Source organism: Bradyrhizobium manausense (genome assembly GCF_018130615.1).
In the GTDB taxonomy this organism is placed as follows: domain Bacteria; phylum Pseudomonadota; class Alphaproteobacteria; order Rhizobiales; family Xanthobacteraceae; genus Bradyrhizobium; species Bradyrhizobium manausense_A.
Window position 1 is genome coordinate 58,781 of the sequence record NZ_JAFCKB010000024.1, and the last position, 19,827, is coordinate 78,607.

The 19,827-nt window shown below is 65.1% G+C and carries 17 protein-coding genes; 11 read left to right on the forward strand and 6 right to left on the reverse strand.

What is annotated here, in order from left to right; translation table 11 throughout:
* The first annotated feature begins 56 nt into the window (after nucleotides 1–56).
* The 8 genes from JQ587_RS31880 (at nucleotide 57) to JQ587_RS31915 (ending at nucleotide 8,803) form a co-directional block, all read left to right on the forward strand.
* Nucleotides 57–1,676 (forward strand): peptide chain release factor 3, encoded by a 1,620-nt coding sequence (locus tag JQ587_RS31880; protein ID WP_212299342.1) that lies wholly within the window; start codon nucleotides 57–59, stop codon nucleotides 1,674–1,676.
* 103 nt (nucleotides 1,677–1,779) lie between these two features.
* Nucleotides 1,780–2,358 carry a UCP034077 family protein gene (locus JQ587_RS31885; protein WP_212427977.1) on the forward strand — a complete coding sequence of 193 codons (579 nt, stop codon included), beginning with the start codon at nucleotides 1,780–1,782 and terminating at the stop codon, nucleotides 2,356–2,358.
* Nucleotides 2,359–2,429: 71 nt separating this feature from the next.
* On the forward strand, nucleotides 2,430–3,014 hold the full coding sequence (locus tag JQ587_RS31890) for an NnrU family protein (RefSeq protein ID WP_212427978.1): 585 nt from the start codon (nucleotides 2,430–2,432) through the stop codon (nucleotides 3,012–3,014).
* 73 nt (nucleotides 3,015–3,087) lie between these two features.
* Entirely contained in the window at nucleotides 3,088–4,683 is a 1,596-nt protein-coding gene (locus JQ587_RS31895; RefSeq protein WP_212427979.1) for a class I adenylate-forming enzyme family protein, read from the forward strand.
* 171 nt (nucleotides 4,684–4,854) lie between these two features.
* Nucleotides 4,855–5,508, forward strand: a complete 654-nt coding sequence (locus tag JQ587_RS31900) for a tetratricopeptide repeat protein (protein WP_212427980.1) — start codon at nucleotides 4,855–4,857, stop codon at nucleotides 5,506–5,508.
* 60 nt (nucleotides 5,509–5,568) lie between these two features.
* Complete coding sequence (locus JQ587_RS31905; protein ID WP_212427981.1) at nucleotides 5,569–6,123, forward strand: hypothetical protein; 555 nt, start codon at nucleotides 5,569–5,571, stop codon at nucleotides 6,121–6,123.
* Between the two features lie 50 nt (nucleotides 6,124–6,173).
* On the forward strand, nucleotides 6,174–7,556 hold the full coding sequence (gene der, locus JQ587_RS31910; RefSeq protein WP_212427982.1) for a ribosome biogenesis GTPase Der: 1,383 nt from the start codon (nucleotides 6,174–6,176) through the stop codon (nucleotides 7,554–7,556).
* On the forward strand, nucleotides 7,553–8,803 hold the full coding sequence (locus JQ587_RS31915; RefSeq protein ID WP_212427983.1) for a TCR/Tet family MFS transporter: 1,251 nt from the start codon (nucleotides 7,553–7,555) through the stop codon (nucleotides 8,801–8,803). The genes der and JQ587_RS31915 overlap by 4 nt, the downstream gene beginning before the upstream one ends.
* A gap of 78 nt (nucleotides 8,804–8,881) precedes the next feature.
* Here the strand turns inward: JQ587_RS31915 and JQ587_RS31920 are convergent, their stop codons facing one another.
* The 5 genes from JQ587_RS31920 to radA all read right to left on the reverse strand — a co-directional run bounded on the left by JQ587_RS31920 (nucleotide 8,882) and on the right by radA (nucleotide 15,026).
* A complete protein-coding gene (locus tag JQ587_RS31920; RefSeq protein ID WP_212427984.1) occupies nucleotides 8,882–10,111 on the reverse strand; it encodes an ABC transporter substrate-binding protein in 1,230 nt (409 codons plus the stop codon).
* 220 nt (nucleotides 10,112–10,331) lie between these two features.
* Nucleotides 10,332–11,072 carry an SDR family NAD(P)-dependent oxidoreductase gene (locus JQ587_RS31925; protein WP_212299351.1) on the reverse strand — a complete coding sequence of 247 codons (741 nt, stop codon included), beginning with the start codon at nucleotides 11,070–11,072 and terminating at the stop codon, nucleotides 10,332–10,334.
* 166 nt (nucleotides 11,073–11,238) lie between these two features.
* A complete protein-coding gene (gene purF, locus JQ587_RS31930) occupies nucleotides 11,239–12,750 on the reverse strand; it encodes an amidophosphoribosyltransferase (RefSeq protein WP_212299352.1) in 1,512 nt (503 codons plus the stop codon).
* Between the two features lie 29 nt (nucleotides 12,751–12,779).
* Nucleotides 12,780–13,409 (reverse strand): CvpA family protein, encoded by a 630-nt coding sequence (locus JQ587_RS31935; protein ID WP_027535210.1) that lies wholly within the window; start codon nucleotides 13,407–13,409, stop codon nucleotides 12,780–12,782.
* Between the two features lie 168 nt (nucleotides 13,410–13,577).
* Entirely contained in the window at nucleotides 13,578–15,026 is a 1,449-nt protein-coding gene (gene radA, locus JQ587_RS31940; RefSeq protein ID WP_212427985.1) for a DNA repair protein RadA, read from the reverse strand.
* Nucleotides 15,027–15,228: 202 nt separating this feature from the next.
* Between radA and JQ587_RS31945 the strand changes: the two genes are divergently transcribed.
* Both JQ587_RS31945 and JQ587_RS31950 read left to right on the forward strand, forming a co-directional pair.
* Nucleotides 15,229–16,386, forward strand: coding sequence for an ABC transporter substrate-binding protein (locus JQ587_RS31945; protein ID WP_212427986.1), 1,158 nt, complete (start codon nucleotides 15,229–15,231; stop codon nucleotides 16,384–16,386).
* Complete coding sequence (locus tag JQ587_RS31950) at nucleotides 16,386–18,440, forward strand: putative bifunctional diguanylate cyclase/phosphodiesterase (RefSeq protein WP_212428018.1); 2,055 nt, start codon at nucleotides 16,386–16,388, stop codon at nucleotides 18,438–18,440. Before JQ587_RS31945 ends, JQ587_RS31950 begins: the two co-directional genes overlap by 1 nt.
* Before the next feature lie 3 nt (nucleotides 18,441–18,443).
* On the opposite strand, the gene JQ587_RS31955 is transcribed toward JQ587_RS31950, so the two are convergent.
* A complete protein-coding gene (locus tag JQ587_RS31955; RefSeq protein ID WP_212427987.1) occupies nucleotides 18,444–19,169 on the reverse strand; it encodes a sulfite exporter TauE/SafE family protein in 726 nt (241 codons plus the stop codon).
* A 256-nt stretch (nucleotides 19,170–19,425) separates the two neighbouring features.
* On the opposite strand from JQ587_RS31955, the gene JQ587_RS31960 reads away from it, so the two are divergent.
* Nucleotides 19,426–19,794, forward strand: a complete 369-nt coding sequence (locus tag JQ587_RS31960; RefSeq protein ID WP_212427988.1) for a GFA family protein — start codon at nucleotides 19,426–19,428, stop codon at nucleotides 19,792–19,794.
* Nucleotides 19,795–19,827 lie beyond the last annotated feature (33 nt).

Here is a 19,827-nt window from a genome sequence, read left to right on the forward strand (position 1 = left end):
CGCAATCACCAAATGAGGCTTGATTGGGCCCATTTTCCCTGCCAAACGCTCCCGCCATGTCCGACATCGCCACCACAGCCGACTCGCCGGCCCGTTCCCCGCTTGCCACCGAAGTGGCGCGCCGACGCACCTTTGCGATCATCTCGCACCCGGACGCCGGCAAGACGACGCTGACCGAGAAGCTGCTGCTGTTCGGCGGCGCCATCAACCTGGCCGGTCAGGTCAAGGCCAAGGGCGAGCGGCGCAACACGCGTTCGGACTGGATGAAGATCGAGCGCGAACGCGGCATCTCGGTCGTGACCTCGGTGATGACCTTCGAGTTCGAGGGCCTCGTCTTCAACCTGCTGGACACGCCGGGCCACGAGGACTTTTCGGAAGACACCTACCGCACGCTCACGGCGGTCGATTCCGCCGTCATGGTGATCGACGCCGCCAAGGGCATCGAAGCGCGAACCCGCAAGCTGTTCGAGGTCTGTCGCCTCCGCGACATCCCGATCATCACGTTCATCAACAAGATGGATCGCGAGAGCCGCGATGTTTTCGAGCTGCTCGACGAGATCGAGAAGACGCTGGCGCTCGACACCACGCCGATGACCTGGCCGGTCGGCCGCGGTCGCGACTTCCTCGGCACCTACGACGTCGTCAATGGCGGCGTGCGCCTGCTGGAAGGCGGCGGCGCCAAGACCGGAGCCGCGCAGCAGATCGAGATCGAGGAGCTGGCCAAGCTCAACGCCAATCTCGACGTCGGAGCGGTAAAGGACGAGCTCGAGCTCGTGACCGAGGCCTCAAAGCCGTTCGAGCTCGAGGCGTTTCGGGAGGGGCATCTGACGCCGGTCTATTTCGGCAGCGCGCTGCGCAATTTTGGCGTCGGTGACCTCTTGGAGGGCCTTGGCAGGTTTGCGCCCGAGCCGCGCGCGCAGGACAGCGATCAGCGCAAGGTCGAAGCCACCGATCCGCGCATGAGCGCCTTCGTTTTCAAGATCCAGGCCAACATGGATCCGAACCACCGCGACCGCATTGCGTTCGCGCGCCTCTGCTCCGGCAAGCTCAGCCGCGGCATGAAGGCCAAGCTCGTGCGCACCGGCAAGAGCATGCCGCTGTCGAGCCCGCAATTCTTCTTTGCCCAGGACCGTTCGGTCGCGGACGAAGCCTTTGCCGGCGACGTCGTCGGCATTCCCAATCACGGCACGCTGCGGATCGGCGACACGCTGACCGAAGGCGAGGATTTCAATTTCGTCGGCGTGCCGAGCTTCGCGCCGGAAATCGTCCGCCGTGTTCGTCTTACCGACGCGATGAAGGCCAAGAAGCTCAAGGAAGCGCTTCAGCAGATGTCGGAAGAGGGCGTGGTTCAGGTATTCCGTCCGCGCGACGGAGCGCCGGCGCTGGTCGGCGTGGTCGGCGCGCTGCAGCTCGACGTGCTCAAGGCGCGGCTCGAGGCGGAATATTCGCTGCCGGTCGAGTTCGAGGTGAGCGAGTTCCAGCTCGCGCGCTGGGTCTCCTCGGAGGATCGCAAGAAGCTCGATACTTTCATCGCCGCCAACACCTCCAGCATCGCCGACGACGTCGATGGCGATCCCGTGTATCTGGCCCGGAACGAATTCTACCTCGGCTACACCAGGGAACGCGCCGAGGGCATCGAGTTCACCAACGTCAAGGACGTCAAGAAGAAGGGGTAGCGCGCTCCCCGGCTGTTCGAGCGCGAGCATGTGAACGGCGGTGGGCTTGACGCTATCGCGGCCGGTGCCACGTTTCCCTCACGTGACATCGCGAGTTCGAAGCATGTGGCGCTGCATTCTCGTTCTCATACTGTTGGCGATCTCGACGCTCGCCGCCGACGCGCAGCGCCGCCAGATCAATCCGATCCCGTTTGCGCATGAGCCGTGCAGCGTTCTCGATAGCCGGCCCTGCACGCCGTCCTATTGCAGCCCGCTCGAGCCCGGACCCTGTATTCCCGAGATCGATTATCCCTACGGACAGAACCTCCAGCTCACGGTCGAGAGCGTGCCGGCTGAAGCTGACCGGGCCAAATACCAGAAGCCAGACCACGACCTCGATACGATCGGCGATCTCTTCGCCGAGCTGCGCACCTGCTGGTCGCCGCCGTCGGACAATGCGCGGACGGGAATGCAGATGTCGGTGCGCTTCAGTTTCAACAAGGCAGGGGGCCTGATCGGCCCGCCGCGCCTGACATACGCGACTGCGGGCATCCCTGTTGATACCCGCACAGCCTACCTTGATGCGATCAATTCATCGCTGAAGGCGTGCCTGCCTCTGAAATTCACCAGCGGACTCGGCGGTGCGGTCGCCGGGCGGCCGATCGCGATCCGCTATGTCGATAACCGCGAGACCGGCAAGTAGCGCATCAGTTGCGACCGGCGGCCAATCGATGATACGCCATACCCGGGGGCGCTGCATGAGGGGAGGATGTCGTGGGTCTGCTGGTCATGATCCTGGGGCTGGTGCTGTTTTTCGCCGCCCATGTATTTACAACGAAACGTGATGCGCGCGCGCAGGCGATCGCGCGGCTGGGCGAGGGGACCTACAAGATCCTCTATTCGGTCGTCTCGCTTGCGGGACTGGCGCTGATCGTCTGGGGCTTTGGCCATTACCGCGCGACCGGCTGGATCGATGTCTGGTATCCGCCGAAAGCGATGAAGCACATCACGGTCGCGCTAATGCTGCCTGCCGTGATCCTGGTGGTCGCGTCCTATCTGCGCGGCCGCATCTATGCGACGCTGAAGCATCCCATGCTCGCCGGCGTCAAGCTGTGGGCCGCGGCGCATCTGCTCGCCAATGGCGATCTCGGCTCCATCATCCTGTTCGGCTCGTTCCTGGGCTGGGGCGTGTATGACCGCATTTCGTTGAAGCATCGCAAGGACGCCGGCGGTCCGCCGATTCCGGTGGGCGGTGTCACCAACGATCTGATCGCGGTTGCGGTTGGTATCGTCGCCTATCTGGCGCTGGCGTTCGCGTTCCATCCTGTCGTGATCGGTGTTCCCGTGATGAGCGGCTAGCCGATCAGCGCAAGACTTCACCTCGATGCCCATGCGCGGAAGGTGACAAGAGCAACAAGACAAGGACCCTCCGATGGACTGGTGGCAATCTCAGATTCCGCCGATGCGGTTCGAGGCGCGTTTTGGCGACCGGGTGGTCCCGGCCTTCGCTGATCGGCCGGCAAGTCTCTGGGCGATGATCTCGGAGGCTGTCGTGCGCAACGGCGATGGTGAAGCGCTCGTCTGGGGCAATGTCCGGCTGAGCTGGCGGCAGGCCGTGGAGCAGGCCGCGCGGATTGCATCGGGCTTTCGCAAGCTTGGCCTGCAACGCGGTGATCGCGTCGCGATCCTGCTCGGTAACCGCATCGAGTTTCCGCTGCTGCTGTTCGCAGCCGCGCATGAGGGGCTGGTCACGGTGCTGCTCAGCACGCGCCAGCAGAAGCCGGAGATCGCCTATGTGCTCAGCGATTGCGGTGCCAAAATCCTGATCCACGAAGCGGCGCTCGCCGAGCGGCTGCCCGATGCGCAGGACGTGCCTGACGTGGTCCATCGCATCGCCATCGACGGCGATCCGGCTGTGTCGTGCTTCGCGGTGCTCGCCGACAACGCGCCGGCCCCTGTGCCGGTCGATGTGGGCGAGGAGGATACCGCAATGATCCTCTACACCTCGGGCACCACAGGCAAGCCAAAGGGCGCGATGCTCGCCCATTGCAACATCGTGCATTCCTCGATGGTGTTCGTATCCTGCCTGCAATTGACGGCGGCCGACCGCTCGATTGCGGCCGTTCCGCTCGGTCACGTCACCGGCGCCGTCGCCAACATCACGACGATGATTCGCTGCGCTGGCGCGCTGATCATCATGCCGGAATTCAAGGCGGCGGATTATCTCAAGCTCGCCGCGCGCGAGCGCGTCACCTATACGGTGATGGTGCCGGCGATGTATAATCTTTGCCTGCTGCAGCCGGATTTCGACAGCTATGATCTCTCGAGCTGGCGCATCGGCGGTTTCGGCGGCGCGCCGATGCCGGTTGCGACCATCGAGAAGCTCAAGGCGACGATCCCAGGCCTCAAGCTTGCGAACTGCTACGGTGCGACCGAGACGACGTCGCCGTCGACGATCATGCCGGGCGAGCTGACGGAGAGCCATATCGACAGCGTCGGCCTGCCATGTCCGGGCGCGCGTATCGTGGCGATGGGGACGGACGGGCGCGAGCTACCGCCCGGCGACATCGGCGAGCTCTGGATCCAGAGCGCCTCCGTCATCAAGGGCTACTGGAACAACGCGAAAGCGACGGCCGAGAGTTTTACCGCAGGCTTCTGGCATTCCGGCGATCTCGGCTCGGTCGATGCCGAAGGGTTCGTCCGCGTGTTCGACCGGCAGAAGGACATGATCAACCGCGGCGGCCTCAAGATCTATTCGGCCGAGGTCGAGTCCGTGCTGGCCGGTCATCCCGCCGTGGTCGAGAGCGCGATCATCGCAAAGCCGTGCCCGGTGCTCGGCGAGCGCGTCCATGCCGTCGTGGTCACGCGGATGCAGGTCGGCAGCGACGATCTGCGGGCCTGGTGCGCCGAGCGGCTGTCCGACTACAAGGTCCCGGAGACGATGACGGTTACCGCCGAGCCGCTGCCGCGCAATGCCAATGGCAAGGTGGTGAAGCGCCAGCTGCGGGAGCTGCTGGTCGGGGCCTGACTCGGGTCGGTGGGGCACCGGGATATCCCGGATCGCGCGTTAACGCCTTGATCGGGCTTGCTTTGCCTTGCCACCGCCATATCGATAGGGTATCGCCGCCGCGACGTGGGGACGGGCTTTTGACGCGCACACTCTGGCGCGCGCTCCCGGCCGGGCATGGGATTAGCTTAAGTGTCTGAATTATTTGACGAAGTCGACGAGGAAGTACGTCGGGAACAGCTCAAGAAGCTGTGGGACAAATATTCGCTCTACTTCATCGCCCTGATGGTGCTGATCGTGGCGGCCGTGGGCGGCTGGCGCGGTTACCAGTATCTGGAGGCCAAGAAGGCCGCCGAGGCCGGAGCGACCTTCGAGAAGGCCGTTGAGCTGTCGGAGCAGGGCAAGCACGCCGAGGCCGAGACGGCGTTCGCCGATCTGGCCGCCAAGGCTCCGTCTGGCTATCGCACCCTGGCGCGGCTCCGCGCTGCGGCCGAGGTGTCGGCCCGCGATCCCAAGGCCGCGGCCAAGATGTATGACGACATCGCCGCCGACAGCGGCGTCGGCAGTGAGTGGCGGGATCTCGCCAAGGTTCGCGCCGCCAGTCTGCTGGTGGACAGTGCGAGCTACGCCGACATCCAGCAGCGGCTGGAAACGTCTGCCGAACCCAAATCGACCTTTCGCCACAGCGCGCGCGAGGTGCTCGCGCTGTCGGCCTGGCGCAACAACGACATGAGCGCGGCCCGCAAATGGCTCGACGCGATCGCCGAGGATGGCGAAACGCCGCCGGGCCTGCGCTCGCGCGCCGAGGCGCTGCAGGCTTTGCTGCCGCCCGTCGCCAAGAGCTGAAGTTGAGAGCAACTGAAGCTTGAGAGCTGACGGCCCCGAGAGCTGAGACGAGATACCGATATGCGCCGTACGCCACGTTTGATCGCAGCTGCCGTCCTGATCGCCTTTACGGGCCTCCTGGGCGGCTGCTCCAGCGGCGGATTCGATCCGAGCGATCTGCTCGACTTCCTCGACACCAAGAAGAAGCTGCCGGGCGACCGCAAGCCGGTCTTCCCCGAGGGCGTGCCGGGTCTTGAGCAGGGCGTGCCGAAGGACATGTACAAGGGCGCGCAGCAGGATCCGAACGCGCCCGCCGTCGCAGCGTTGCCGGCCGAGCCACCGCCCGCTGAGGCGGCCAAACCGTCGAAATCCGCCAAGGGCAAGAAGAGCAAGCAGCCGGCCGCGGCCGCTGTTGCACCTGCTGAGGCGCCGGCCGGCGAGGTCGACGGCGAGGCGCAGCCCGAGGCGGCGCCAGCTCAGGCCGCTCCGCCGCCCAAGCACAAGATCGTCCGCAAGCGCACCACCGCACCGCCGCCGGACCAGCAACCCGCACAGCAGCCGGCGCAGACCACCCAGCAACAGCAGACGCAGGGCGCCTTCCCGGCGCCGATGCCCAGCGGCAGTTTCTCGCGCTGATATTTTTCACTGAATTGACAGGCGCTACCTCGACGGCGCACGAATGACCAATGTCCTTTACGATTGCCATTATCGGCCGGCCCAATGTCGGCAAGTCGACGCTGTTCAACCGCCTGGTCGGACAGAAGCTCGCGCTTGTCGACGATCTGCCCGGCGTCACCCGCGACCGCCGCGAGGGTGAAGCCAGGCTCGGCGATCTCGATTTCACCATCGTCGATACCGCCGGTCTTGACGAGGGCGCCAAGGGCTCGCTGACCGCGCGCATGCAGGAGCAGACCGAGACTGCGATCGCGCAGGCCGATGCGCTGTTCTTCGTGATCGATGCCCGCATCGGCCTCACGCCGACCGATCGCGCCTTCGCCGATTTCGCCCGCAAGGCCAACAAGCCGGTGCTGCTGATCGCCAACAAGAGCGAAGGCAAGCATGGCGATGCCGGCGCGATGGAATCCTTTGCGCTCGGCCTTGGCGATCCCATCCAGATATCCGCCGAGCATGGCGAAGGCATGGGCGAGCTCTACGACGCGCTCGCCAAGCTGATGCCGGCGCCCGTCGAGGAGGATGAGGCCGAGGACGACGAGCCGCTCACCGAGGAAGAGGCCGCAACGCGCCCGATCCGGGTCGCCATCGTCGGCCGTCCCAATGCCGGCAAGTCGACGCTGATCAACCATCTGCTCGGCGAGGAGCGCCTGCTGACGAGCCCGGAAGCCGGGACCACGCGCGATTCCATCGCGGTGGAGATCAACTGGAAGGGCCGCGATTTTCGCGTGTTCGACACCGCAGGTCTTCGCCGCCGCTCGCGCATCGAGGAGAAGCTGGAAAAGCTCTCCGTCGCCGATGCGCTGCGCGCGGTGCGCTTTGCCGAAGTCGTCGTGATAATGATGGACTCGCAGAACCGCTTCGAGGAGCAGGATCTGCGCATCACCGACCTGATCGAGCGCGAGGGCCGCGCGGTCGTGCTCGCCGTCAATAAATGGGATCTGATGGAGACCAAGGGCGGCGGCGCGATCTCGACGCTGCGTCGCGACGCCGACCATTGGCTGCCGCAGCTCAAAGGCGTGCCGATCGTTGCCGTCTCCGGTCTGATGGGCGAGGGCATCGATCGCCTGATGCAGGCGATCCAGGATGCCTATGCGCTCTGGAACAGGCGCGTGCCGACCTCCGCACTCAATCGCTGGTTCGAGCAGGCGATCCAGGCCAATCCGCCGCCCGCGGTCTCCGGCCGCCGGCTGAAGCTGAACTACATCACCCAGACCAAGGCGCGCCCGCCGAGCTTCGTGTTGTTCTGCTCGCGCGCGGACGCGGTGCCGCAGTCTTACCTGCGCTACCTCGTCAATTCGATGCGCGAGGCTTTCGATCTGCCGGGCACGCCGGTGCGCATCACCCTGCGCGAGAAGGCCAACCCATTCGCCCACAAGCGCAAGCGGCCGTCGTGAGCGGCGAGGCCGGCGAGGCGATAGCGCAGAGCGCAGCGCCGGTCCGGCGCGGGGCGGTTGCCTTCATCTTCGTCACCATCCTGCTCGACATGCTCGCGCTCGGCGTGATCATGCCGATCCTGCCCAAGCTGATCGAGAGTTTTGTCGGCAACGACACCGCGCATGCGGCGCGCATCTTCGGCCTGTTCGGCACGGCCTGGGCGCTGATGCAATTCGTGTTCTCGCCGTTGCTTGGCGCGCTGTCGGATCGTTTCGGCCGCCGGCCGGTGGTGCTGCTGTCGAACTTCGGGCTTGCCGCCGACTACGTGCTGATGGCGCTCGCGCCGTCGCTGATCTGGCTGTTCGTCGGCCGCGTGATCTCCGGCATCACCTCGGCCAGTATCTCGACCGCCTTTGCCTATATCGCCGACATCACGCCGCCGGAGCGGCGCGCGGCGGTGTTCGGTAAAATTGGCGCGGCTTTCGGCGCCGGATTCATCCTCGGCCCGGCGCTGGGCGGCCTGCTCGGTGACATCGATCCGCGACTGCCGTTCTGGGCGTCGGCAGCCCTGAGCTTTGCCAATGCGATCTACGGCCTGCTGATCCTGCCGGAATCGCTGGCGTCGGAAAAGCGCGCGGCGTTCCGCTGGATCAGCGCCAATCCGGTCGGCGCGGTGCATCTGTTGCGGTCCAATGCAGAGCTGACGGCGCTGTCGGTCGTCAATTTCATCGCGCAGGTCGCACATGTCGTGCTGCCCTCGACATTCGTGCTCTATGCCACCTATCGCTATGGCTGGGATTCGAAGACCGTTGGATTGACTCTCGCGATGGTCGGCGTCTGCACCATGGTGGTGCAGGGGCTCGCGATCAGCCCGATCGTGCGCCTGCTTGGCGAGCGCGGAGCCCTGTTGCTGGGATTGTGCTGTGGCGCCGTCGGATTTGTGATCTTCGGCAGCGCGCCGACCGGACCGCTGTTCTGGCTCGGCATTCCCGTGATGTCGCTGTGGGGAATCTCGGGCGCCGCACTCCAGTCGCTGATGACGCGGCTGGTCGCTCCCGATCAGCAGGGCCAGTTGCAGGGCGCGACTGGAAGCGTACAGAGCGTGTCGCAGCTCGTAGGCCCGTTCCTGTTCACGCTGACATTTTCATATTTTATCGGCAGCAGCGCGCCGCTGCATTTGCCCGGCGCGCCGTTCTTGCTGGCCGCAGCCTTGATGGTGGTGTGCGTGGCCATCGCGGTGCGGGTGTTGGCGACGGCGAAGACGTGAACGTTTTCGTCATGGCCGGGCTTGTCCCGGCTTGTCCCGGCCATGACGTCGAGGAGATAGTGTACGATCGCTACGCGGTCACTTCTTCACCAGCGGGCACTCGCTGTCCTTGAGCGGCCTGGCGGCATCTTCCGCCGGAATGTTCGCGACCAGCTTGTAATAGTCCCACGGTCCCTTCGACTCCTCCGGCTTCTTCACCTCGAACAGATAGGCCGGGATGATGCGGCGGCCGTCCTCGCGGAGCGGGCCCTTGCCGAACAGCGGATCGTCGGTCGGGATTTCCTTCATCTTGGCAACGACCTTGGCGCCGTCATGCGGATTGCCACCGAGCGCCTCGAGCGCCTTGAGGTAATGGATTACGCCGGCATAATTGCCGGCCTGGGTCATCGACGGCATCGCCTTGTTGGCGGTCTTTTCCTGGAAGCGCTTCGACCAGGCACGGGTGTTGTCGTTCAGGTCCCAGTAGAAGGATTCGGTGAAGGTCAGGCCGTGCGCGGTCTTGAGACCGAGCGAGTGGACGTCGTTGATGAAGAGCAGCAGAGCTGCGAGCTTCTGGCCGCCTTCGACGATGCCGAACTCGGCCGCCTGCTTGATCGAATTGGTGGTGTCGCCGCCGGCGTTGGCAAGCCCGACGATCTTGGCTTTCGAGTTCTGTGCCTGGAGCAGGAAGGACGAGAAATCGGAGGTGTTGAGCGGATGCTTGACGCCGCCGAGCACCTTGCCGCCATTCGCGGTGACGACCGCGCTGGTGTCGCGCTCGAGCGCGGCGCCGAAGGCATAGTCGGCCGTCAGGAAGAACCAGCTGTTGCCGCCGGCCTTGGTCAGCGCCTTGCCGGTGCCGTTGGCCAGCATGTAGGTGTCGTAGGTGTAGGAGATGGTATTGGCGTTGCAGGCCTTGCCGGTGAGATCGGCGCTGGCGCCGCCATTGTTGAGCAGGACGACGTTCTTTTCCTTGGCGACGTTGCTGACCGCCAGCGCCACGCCGGAGTTCGGCGTGTCGGTGATCATGTCGACCTTCTGGGTGTCGATCCACTGCCGCGCGATGTTGACGCCGACATCAGGCTTGTTCTGGTGATCGCCGCTGACGACCTCGATCTTCCAGCCCTTGGCAGCAAGACCGGAATCCTCCACCGCCATCTTGACCGCCACCACGGAGCCGGGACCCCCGATGTCGGCGTAGAGGCTGGACATGTCGTTGAGCACGCCGATCGTGACGGTCTTGTCCTGGGCGGAAGCGGATGATGCAATCCCGAGAGCGGCGGCACAGGCCAGAAAGGCCGCAGAGCGGCGCGCGAACATCGTCGTCATAAAAGGTTTCCTCCATTGTCAAATATGCGGACGGCTCTCTTGCGGAGCCTTGTTCCAGCTGATGGCTGTACCGTGTCCCGCAGGCCCCGGCAATGCGCCTAAAGCCGGATGACGCTGCGTCCTCGCGTCACCCGGTTAACTTTTGGAAAAAATGCGTTGAGGCGCTATTTCAGCGCGTCCGAGGTCAGCTTGAATATCTGGCGCTTGCCGGTCGAGGCGATCACTCCGGCGCGCGGAAGCTCATCAGCGTGCGCGTCTTGTAGTCGTAGAACTTGCCCGTCTCGGTCCAGTCGGGCGCGCACATCGGGACGATGAATTCGGCAACCTGCTCGGGCGTGTCGAGCGTCGCCGGGTCTTCGCCCGGCATCAGCGTTGCGCGCATGCGGGTGCGGACCGGACCCGGGTTGAACAGGTTGACGCGCAGCTTGGTGTTCGCGGTCTCCTGCGCCCAGGCGCGGGCCAGCGTCTCCAGCGCGGCCTTGGAGGCGGCGTAGGGACTGACATAGGCGGTCGCCTTGTTGGCGGCGCCCGAGGTGACGAACACGGCGCGCCCCGCATCGGACTGCTTCAGCAGCGGCTCCATGCAGCGGATCAGCTGGAAGTTCGCGGAGACGTTGACGGCCATGACGTCGTTGAACGTCTTCAGCTCGATATGGCCGACCGGCGAGGAGGGGCCGAGCACGCCGGCATTGCCGACGAGGATGTCGAGCTTGCCGTAGCGCTCGTGCAGGCCGGCGCCAAGCCGCGCGATGCCGTCGGAATCGGTGAGGTTGAGCGGCACCAGCGTGGCGCTGCCGCCCAGTTTCCTGATCTCGTCGTCGAGCTCCTCGAGGCCGCCTTGCGTGCGCGCAGTGGCAACGATATGCGCGCCGGCCTTCGCCAGCGCGAGGGCCGTGGCAAAACCGATGCCGCGCGAGGCGCCGGTGACGAGAGCGATGCGGTTGGCGAGAGGTTTGGTCATCGGAAGGCTCTATCCAGCGTCGTCCCGGCGAAGGCCGGAACCCATACGCCGTGACCGTCATGATCGACGAAGATGGTCGTTGCAACCTTCTTCACACCACAGGGAGCTGTGGCTATGGGTCCCGGCACCCGTGCGCAATTGCGCACTAGGCCGGGACGACGAGAGCTTAGCTCGCTTCCGCCAGCAGCGACAGCTGCCGCGGTTGCGGCTCGGTCTGGGTCTGGTCGGTGAGATGGGTCGGATAGGCGCCGGTGAAGCAGTGATCCGCAAACTTCGGATTGGCGGGGTCGCGGCCCGGCTCGCCCATCGCGCGGTACATGCCGTCGATCGACAGGAAGGCGAGCGAGTCGGCGCCGATGAGCTCGCGCATTTCCTCCAGCGAATGCGTCGCGGCCAGCAGGCCGCCGCGGTCGGGCAGGTCGATGCCGTAGTAGTCGGGATAGAGGATCGGCGGCGAGGCGAGGCGGAAATGCACTTCCTTGGCGCCGGCATCGCGCATCATGCGCACGATCTTCTTCGAGGTGGTGCCGCGCACCAGCGAGTCGTCGATCAGGATGATCCGCTTGCCCTCGATCGCAGCGCGGTTGGCCGAGTGCTTCATGCGCACGCCGGATTCGCGGATCGCCTGCGTCGGCTGGATGAAGGTGCGGCCGACATAGTGGTTGCGGATGATGCCGAGCTCGAACGGTACGCCGGAATGCTGGCTGTAGCCAATCGCGGCGGGCACGCCGGAATCCGGCACCGGCACCACGACGTCGATCGGCACATGGCTCTCGCGCGCGAGCTGCGCGCCGAAGGCCTTGCGCACCTCGTAGACCGAGCGGCCGTGGACGATGGAATCCGGACGGGAGAAATAGATGTACTCGAAGATGCAGGGGCGCGGCGCCATCGGCGGGAACGGCTTGTGGATGTCCTGGCCGTTCTCGTCGAACACGATGACTTCGCCGGGTTCGATGTCGCGCACGAAGCGCGCGCCGATGATGTCGAGCGCGCAAGTCTCCGACGTCAGGATCGGGCAGCCGTCGAGCTCGCCGAGCACGAGCGGACGGATGCCGCGCGGATCGCGCGCGCCGACCAGCTTCTTGTTGGTGAGCGAGACCAGCGCATAGGCGCCTTCGATCTCGCGCAGCGCGTCGATATAGCGCTCGATGAAGCGGCTGCGCCTGGAGCGCGCCACCAGGTGCAGGATCACCTCGGTGTCGGACGTCGACTGCATCATCGCGCCGTTCTTGACGAGCTCGCGGCGCAGGGTCAGGCCGTTGGAGAGGTTGCCGTTGTGAGCGACCGCGAGGCCGCCGGCATTGAGCTCGGCGAACAGCGGCTGCACGTTGCGCAGGATGGTGGCGCCGGTCGTGGCGTAGCGGACGTGGCCGACCGCCATGCTGCCGGGCAAACGGTCGATCACCTCACGGCGGGAGAAGGTGTCGCCGACGAGGCCGAGGCGGCGTTCGGAGTGAAAGCGGCTGCCGTCATAGGAGACGATGCCGGCGGCTTCCTGGCCGCGGTGCTGAAGGGCGTGAAGGCCGAGCGCCGTGATGGCGGCGGCGTCCGGGTGTCCGTAGATGCCGAATACGCCGCATTCCTCGCGGACCGTATCTCCCTCCAGGTCGTCCTGAAGCTCTAGCGCGGCGGAGCCGAGATCGAGTTCAAATTGGGCGTCCTGGTCAGGGTGTCGCATCTCGTCCGCGCCTCTCTTTAGGGCTAAAATCAACGCGCCGCAGGTTTCTCGATCAGCTTCTTCAGGCTGTCACGAGCAGGTTTACTGTACCCGTCGCCACTGCCCGAAGGCTGCTGCTCGGTATCAGCTTGATCATCATCTGGTTTGTTTTTCTTGAATCTCTTCAAGATGGTGTTCTCGGGGTCATCCGGCAAGAGGGACATCAGCCAATCCCCGGTTCCCTGGAGCACCACGCGGGATTTGGCCCCCGTGACCCAGTCCGGGCGCTGCTTGTCCGGCACCAGCCAAGTGAAGAACAGGAACGCGACCACGACGATCAAAAGCCCGCGAGCCAGCCCAAACAGGAAGCCGAGGGTGCGGTCCAGCGCGCCGATGCGCGAATCCAGGATCATGTCGGAGATGCGGACCGTGATCACGGAAACCACGACCAGGGTGCCGACGAACACGCCGGCGACCACGACCACGCTCGCGACCGTATCGTTGTTGAAATAGGTCTTGGCGGTCGGCAGCAGCTTGGAGAAGGAGTACAGCGTCACGATCGCTGCGGTGCCCCAGGCCGCGATCGAGAGGATTTCGCGCATGAAGCCGCGGACCATGGCAAGCAGGCCCGAGATCAGCATCACACCGAGCAGGATCAGATCGAGGAGTGTTACTGGCATCGGCTGGTCTGGTCCGCTCGTACTCTCAAAGGGTGCTCAGCGAATCGGTGTTTGGCCGCCGCCCTAAGTGACGGGCAGACGGTGCTTCCGGCAAGGCCGTAACCACGCAATCCCATGCTGCTTTTGTGACGGCTGTATAGCGGCGGAGGCGCTGGACGTCACCTCCGGCTACCCCTCTCCACGGCGGAATCTTGCCGGTGTGGCATTTTTCTCCGCTGGCGAGTTCGAGTCGCCGCGGCGGGAGCCCTTGGCGGCGATTTCAGCGACCAGAGTCGTGAGGCTGTTGACCGCGTTCAAGGTCAGTCCGGCATCACCGCCGGCATCTCCTCCACGGGCCGATTCGGGCAGCACGGCACGCTTGAAACCGAGTTTTGCCGCTTCCTTGAGCCGCGCCGGGGTCTGCGCCACCGGGCGGATGACGCCGGAGAGCGAAATCTCACCGAAATAGACCGCATCGGTGGGTAACTGCGCATTAACCAGGGAGGACACCAGCGCGGCCGCGGCGGCCATGTCGGCCGCCGGCTCGTGGATGCGCAGGCCGCCCGCTACATTCAGATAGACGTCATGGCCGGACAGCTTGACGCCGCAATGCGCCTCCAGCACCGCCAGCACCATCGAAAGCCGGCTCTGGTCCCAGCCGACCACGGCCCGGCGCGGGGTGCCGAGCGAGGTCGGGGCCACCAGCGCCTGCAATTCGACCAGAACGGGCCGTGTGCCCTCGATGCCCGCAAAGACTGCGGTGCCGGGCGTGCCGAGGTCGCGCTCGGACAGGAACAGCTCCGACGGGTTGGTGACCTCGCGCAGGCCAAGGCCGGTCATCTCGAACACGCCGATCTCGTCGGTCGGACCAAAACGGTTCTTCACGGCGCGCAGGATGCGAAATTGCTGCGAGCCTTCGCCTTCGAACGACATCACGGCATCGACCATGTGCTCGACGACGCGGGGGCCCGCAATCTGGCCGTCCTTGGTGACGTGGCCGACGAGGATGATGGCGGCACCCGTCTTCTTGGCAAAACGGATAAGCGCCTGTGCCGAGGCGCGCACCTGCGTCACCGTGCCGGGGGCCGATTCCACCGTGTCGGTCCACATGGTCTGGATCGAGTCGATGACGATCAGCCGGGGGACGGCGCCTTCCGACAAGGTCGAGACGATGTCCTCGACCGAGGTCTCGGCGGCGAGCTGCACCGGCGCATCCGACAGTCCGAGCCGCTCGGCACGCAGCCGCACCTGAGCGATGGCTTCTTCGCCGGAGATGTAGACGATGCGGTGGCCGGCGCGCGCCATCATGCTGGTTGCCTGCGTCAGCAGCGTCGACTTGCCGATGCCGGGATCGCCGCCGACCAGCAGCACCGAGCCGCGGACGAAGCCGCCGCCGGTGACGCGATCGAGCTCGGTCATGCCCGACGACATGCGCGGCGCATCCGGGCTCTTGCCGGCAAGGCTCTCCAGCGCAAACGTCCGGCCCTTGCGCTTGGAGCGGATCGAGACCGGCACGCTGCCGCTGGTATCTTCCTCGGCCAGCGTATTCCACTCGCCGCAGGACTCGCACTTGCCCTGCCAGCGGTTATAGGCCGCGCCGCAGTTCTGACAGACGAAGGAAAGCGTGTTCTTGGCCATGGGGACAGCGAGTCGGAGGTTTCTGATGTGCTGATAGCACGGAACGGCAGGCTGCGCGGGCAGCCGTCAGCGCCCCAATTAGCGCAATTCACCGCGGCCGATACACCCTTCGTTAGCCCTACGCCGCCCCGCCGCGCCGGACTTTGCCAAATGTTAGCGGACGCAAGTCCAGTTTCGGAACCAGGACGGGGTGGCGAAACGAATGATGGCAGTCTTACGCATATTGCTCGCTGTGGGCATGGCCTTTGGCGTTCTCGCACCAGCCGGTCGCGTGATTGCGGCCGATGCAAAGCCGCTCAATATCGTCTTCGTGAACCCGGGCAAGACCGGTGAGGTCTACTGGGACATGGTGGCGCAGACCATGCAGGCCGCCGGCCGCAAGCTCAATGCCAATGTCGAGGTGCTGACCAGCGAACGCAACTACCGCACGATGCAGGAGCTTGGCCTCGGCGTGGTCGCTCGGCCCGACAAGCCCGATTTCCTCATTCTCTCGAACGAGGAGTCCGCCGCCGTTCCGATCCTGGAGGCGGCCGAGGCCGCGGGCGTCAAGACGCTTCTGCTGTCGAACACGTTGATCGGCGAGGATGCGGTGCGTCTCGGACCGCCGCGCCGGACGCTCAAGAACTGGCTCGGCGACATCACGACCGATCTGACGACCGCGGGCGCGCGGATGGCGAATGCGCTGATTGGCGCGGCGCGCAACGAAAAATGGCAAAGCCCGGACGGCAAGATTCATCTGCTCGGGATCGGTGGTGACGAGATCACGCCGGCCTCGATCGCCCGTAATGCCGGCCTCCAGCTCGCGGTCGCGGCGGCGCCCGACGTCGTCGTGGACCGGATGCTGTTCGCGAACTGGACACAATCGGAAGCCGAGCAGGTCGCGGCCAATTATCTCAGCTGGGCGCAGCGCAAGGGCATTCGTCCCGCAGGGATCTGGGCTGGCAACGATCCGATGGCGCTGGGCGCGCTCAAGGCCGTCGCGGCCGCCGGCATCACACCCGGCGAGAGCATCCAGGTGGTCGGCCTCAACTGGTCGGAGGACGCGCTACGCGAAATCAAAGCCGGTCGTCTGCTCCTGACCGATGGCGGTCATTTCCTGCTCGGCGGCTGGTCGATCGTGCTGCTGCGCGACTATGCCGACGGATGCGACTTTGCAGCGGGCTCGCCGCATGTCGAGGTCAAGACGTCGGCGATCACGCGCGACAATCTCGGCTCCGTCGCCGGGCTGATCAAGAGCCGGGCCTTCGACCGGATCGACTTCGCGCGGTTCAGGGCCAAACCGGGGCGTTGCGGCCAACACGACTTTTCGGTGGACACGCTGATCTCATCGTTGTCGCCCCCAAGCAGCGCCGGTGAATGATGCGGCACGGTGACGGGATGAACGGCCCGACGAAGCCTGCGCCATCGCGCTCGGTCGTCCGTGCGATGATCTGGGCCACCGTGCCCGTTCTGCTGCTGGTGCAACTGCTCGCATCCGCCGGCGTCGAGGTCTCGAGCTTCTGGTCGCAGATCAGGCAGCTCGATGCCCGCATTGCGCGCGTCGCTGAGAGCCGCGCCGAATTGATCGCCGAGCCGCTCTGGAAGATGCGCTATGACCAGGTCACGGGGGTGCTCAACGAGGTGATGCACGACGAGACCATCGTGGCCGCCGCCGTCTACGATGACACGGGCGCCGTGATCGCCCGCGTGGTGGCACGGCCCTCGGTGCAGGCTCTTACCGAGGTCTCGCGTCCGGTCGCCTACAGCAACGGCAACATCGCCGTTCAGGCCGGCCGCATCGTGATCGCCTATTCCTACGCGACGCTCTATGCGGACACCGGCAGCAGGCTGGGACTGCTTCTGGTCGTGGGCCTGCTCGGGACGCTCGCGACCATGATCGCGATGCGGATCTCTGCCAACATCTTCATCGGCAGGCCGCTGGCCGCAATGATGTCGGCGATCCAGCGCAGCAAGCAGGACGGCCGCGCCTATCCGGCCGACGTCAAATCGTCGAACGAATTCGGCCAGCTGGCGAGCGCCTTCAACGCGATGCAGCATACGACCTCAGGTGCGCTCGACCGGCTCGGGCATATGGCTTCGCACGATCCGCTCACCGGGCTTCCCAACCGCCGCTCACTGTCCGAACGCCTGGTGACCTTGAGCCGCGATGCCGGCTCGCCGGACGCGCTGATTGCGTTCTGCTTCATCGATCTCGATGATTTCAAGGGCGTCAACGACACCTTCGGCCACGATGCCGGCGACAAGTTCCTGGTTCATATCTCCGAGCGGCTTCGTGGCATGGTCGAATGGGAGGATTGGGTCGCGCGGCTCGGCGGTGACGAGTTCGTGGTCATTCGCCCGGAAGTCAGCAATGAAGCGGCCGCGCAAGTCTTCGCTCGGCAATTGCTGGAGGCGATTTCCGCGCCGATCCTGCTCCATGACAAGCAGGTCGTGCCGCGTGCCAGTATCGGGCTTGCCGTGCGCCGTGCCGGTGATCCTGAGCTGTCGCATTTGCCGGCGCTGGCCGACATCGCGCTCTACCACGCCAAGAGCAAGGCGCCCGGCACGGTTGCTGTGCTGGACGAAGCGCTCCAGCGCGACTATCGCCGGCGCAGGGATCTCGAACTCGCCATTCCCGCGGGCTTTTCTGAGCGGCAATTCGAGGTCTGGTATCAGAGCCAGGTCGACATGATGACTCAGGACGTCATCGGTCTGGAGGCGCTCATTCGTTGGCGTCACCCCGAGCATGGTGTGATCAGCCCCGGCGAATTCCTGCCGCTGATCGAACGCAGCGGCAACAACGCGCGCCTGACACGCTACGTGCTGACCGATGCCTGCCGCGCGCTGCAGCAGCTCGCCACTGCAGGCAGGCCTCAGATCCGGATCGCGATCAATCTGCCGCCGTCCGAGCTGGCCGATCATTCGTTCGCCGCCGAGTTGCGCGAGACCTGCGAGCGGTTCGGCATCGCCGCCTCGTCGCTCGAACTCGAGATCACCGAGGGGTCGCTGATCAACAATATCGCCAGCGCATCCGATACGCTGCGCCGGTTGCGGCGCCTCGGCGCCACCATCGCGCTCGACGATTTCGGCACGGGCTACAGCTCACTCGCGCATTTGCGGCGCTTTCCCCTCGACAAGGTCAAGATCGACAAGGCGTTCATCCACGAAATTCCCGATAGTGCCGAGGACAAGGCGATCGTCGGCGTCATCGCCTCGCTCGCGGGCACGCTCGGACTGACGTTGGTCGCGGAAGGCATCGAGCGCGCCGAGCAGGCGCGGGCCATGCGCGAGATGGGTGTGAGGCTCGGCCAGGGCTTCCTGTATCACAGGCCGCAGCCGCTCGATGCGGTGTTGCGCGGGCTTGCCGAAGCCGGCGCTGGCGAAGAGCGCGTGCTGGCCGACAGCCCGTCGATTGCGCCGGAATTCGCCGCCTGAGTGCTACGGCTGCGTCGCGTTCCAGAGCATCGAGAGGCCGGCCGCGATCATGATCGCGTCCATCACCAGGCGAAACATCTCCGGCTTCAGGTGCATCACGAAGCGCTTGGCGACGAAGGCGCCGGCCATCAGGGAGGAGCCCGCGATCAGGCCTTTGATGAAGACGTCCAGCGTCAGCGCGCCGAAGCGCTCGAACGTCACTGATTTTGCGAAGTAGAGGCCAAGAGAGGCGGCGGCTTCGGTCGCGAGGAAGGCGCCCTTGGAGAGGCCGTAGAACAGGAACAGCGGCACGCTGAGCGGCCCGGTCGAGACCACGATGCCGGTGAGATAGCCGATGACCGCACCGCCGATTGCGAGATGCCAGAGATTGGCCTTGAGGTCGTGCCGTGCCAGCCAATGCCGCACCGGCACCATCGCGATCAGGAAGACGCCGATAGCGAGATCGACCGCGTGCGAGGGCAGGGCGAGCAGGGTCCGCGCGCCCAGCACCGCAGCCGGGATGCCCGTGACCGAATAGGCTGCGCACGCCCGCCAGTCGACCTCGCGCCACCACGCCAGAATCCGCGAAAAGTTCGCCATCACGGAGGCGACCGCCATGATCGGCACGGCCTCTTTCGGTCCGTAGGCATAGACCAGCACCGGCATCAGCATGATCGACGAGCCTGTGCCGACGATGCCGGAAATGGTGCCTGCGATCAGGCCGACGCTGAGGACGAAGAGGAAGGCCAAGAGGTGGGCTCCGGGAAATTGACGGGTTCCCGATCAGTGCTCGCTGCGCACGGGAGCTCGTCCACGAGACATCCTGCCAGTGTTTTGCCCGACAAGTCAAACAAAATTTCGGAATAACAGCAGTCTGCTGATCTGGCGGGAGTTGGCTACTGTGCATGGGGTTGTTTTTCATGATTTTTCTTGGTGCCGCACTGCTGACAGCATGTTGGCAGCAGGGGCGGGCTATGACCGCCCCTGACAAAACAGGGAGTGGGTCATGCCGGTCGAGGCAAGCTGTCATTGTGGTGAGACGGTGTTCGAGGTGACGGAGGCGCCTTCGAGCGTGACGCGCTGCACCTGCTCGCTCTGCGCCAAGCGCGGCGCGCTGTGGGCCTATTACACGCCGGCGCAGTTTCGCCTGCTGTCACCCGCCGATAATGTCGCGACCTATCTCTGGGGCAGCCGCACCGTCAAGCATCATTTCTGCGCGAGCTGCGGCTGCGGGACGTTCTCGGAATCGCCGGACTGGTCGACCGGAAAACCCGATTTCGAGAGGCCCAAGGTCGGTGTCAATGCACGCCTGTTCGACGATTTCGATCTCGACGCGGTGCCGGTGAGCGTGATCGACGGCAAGAACTTGTGGTGAGCACGATCGGCTCTGCTGCATTTCGGATATCAC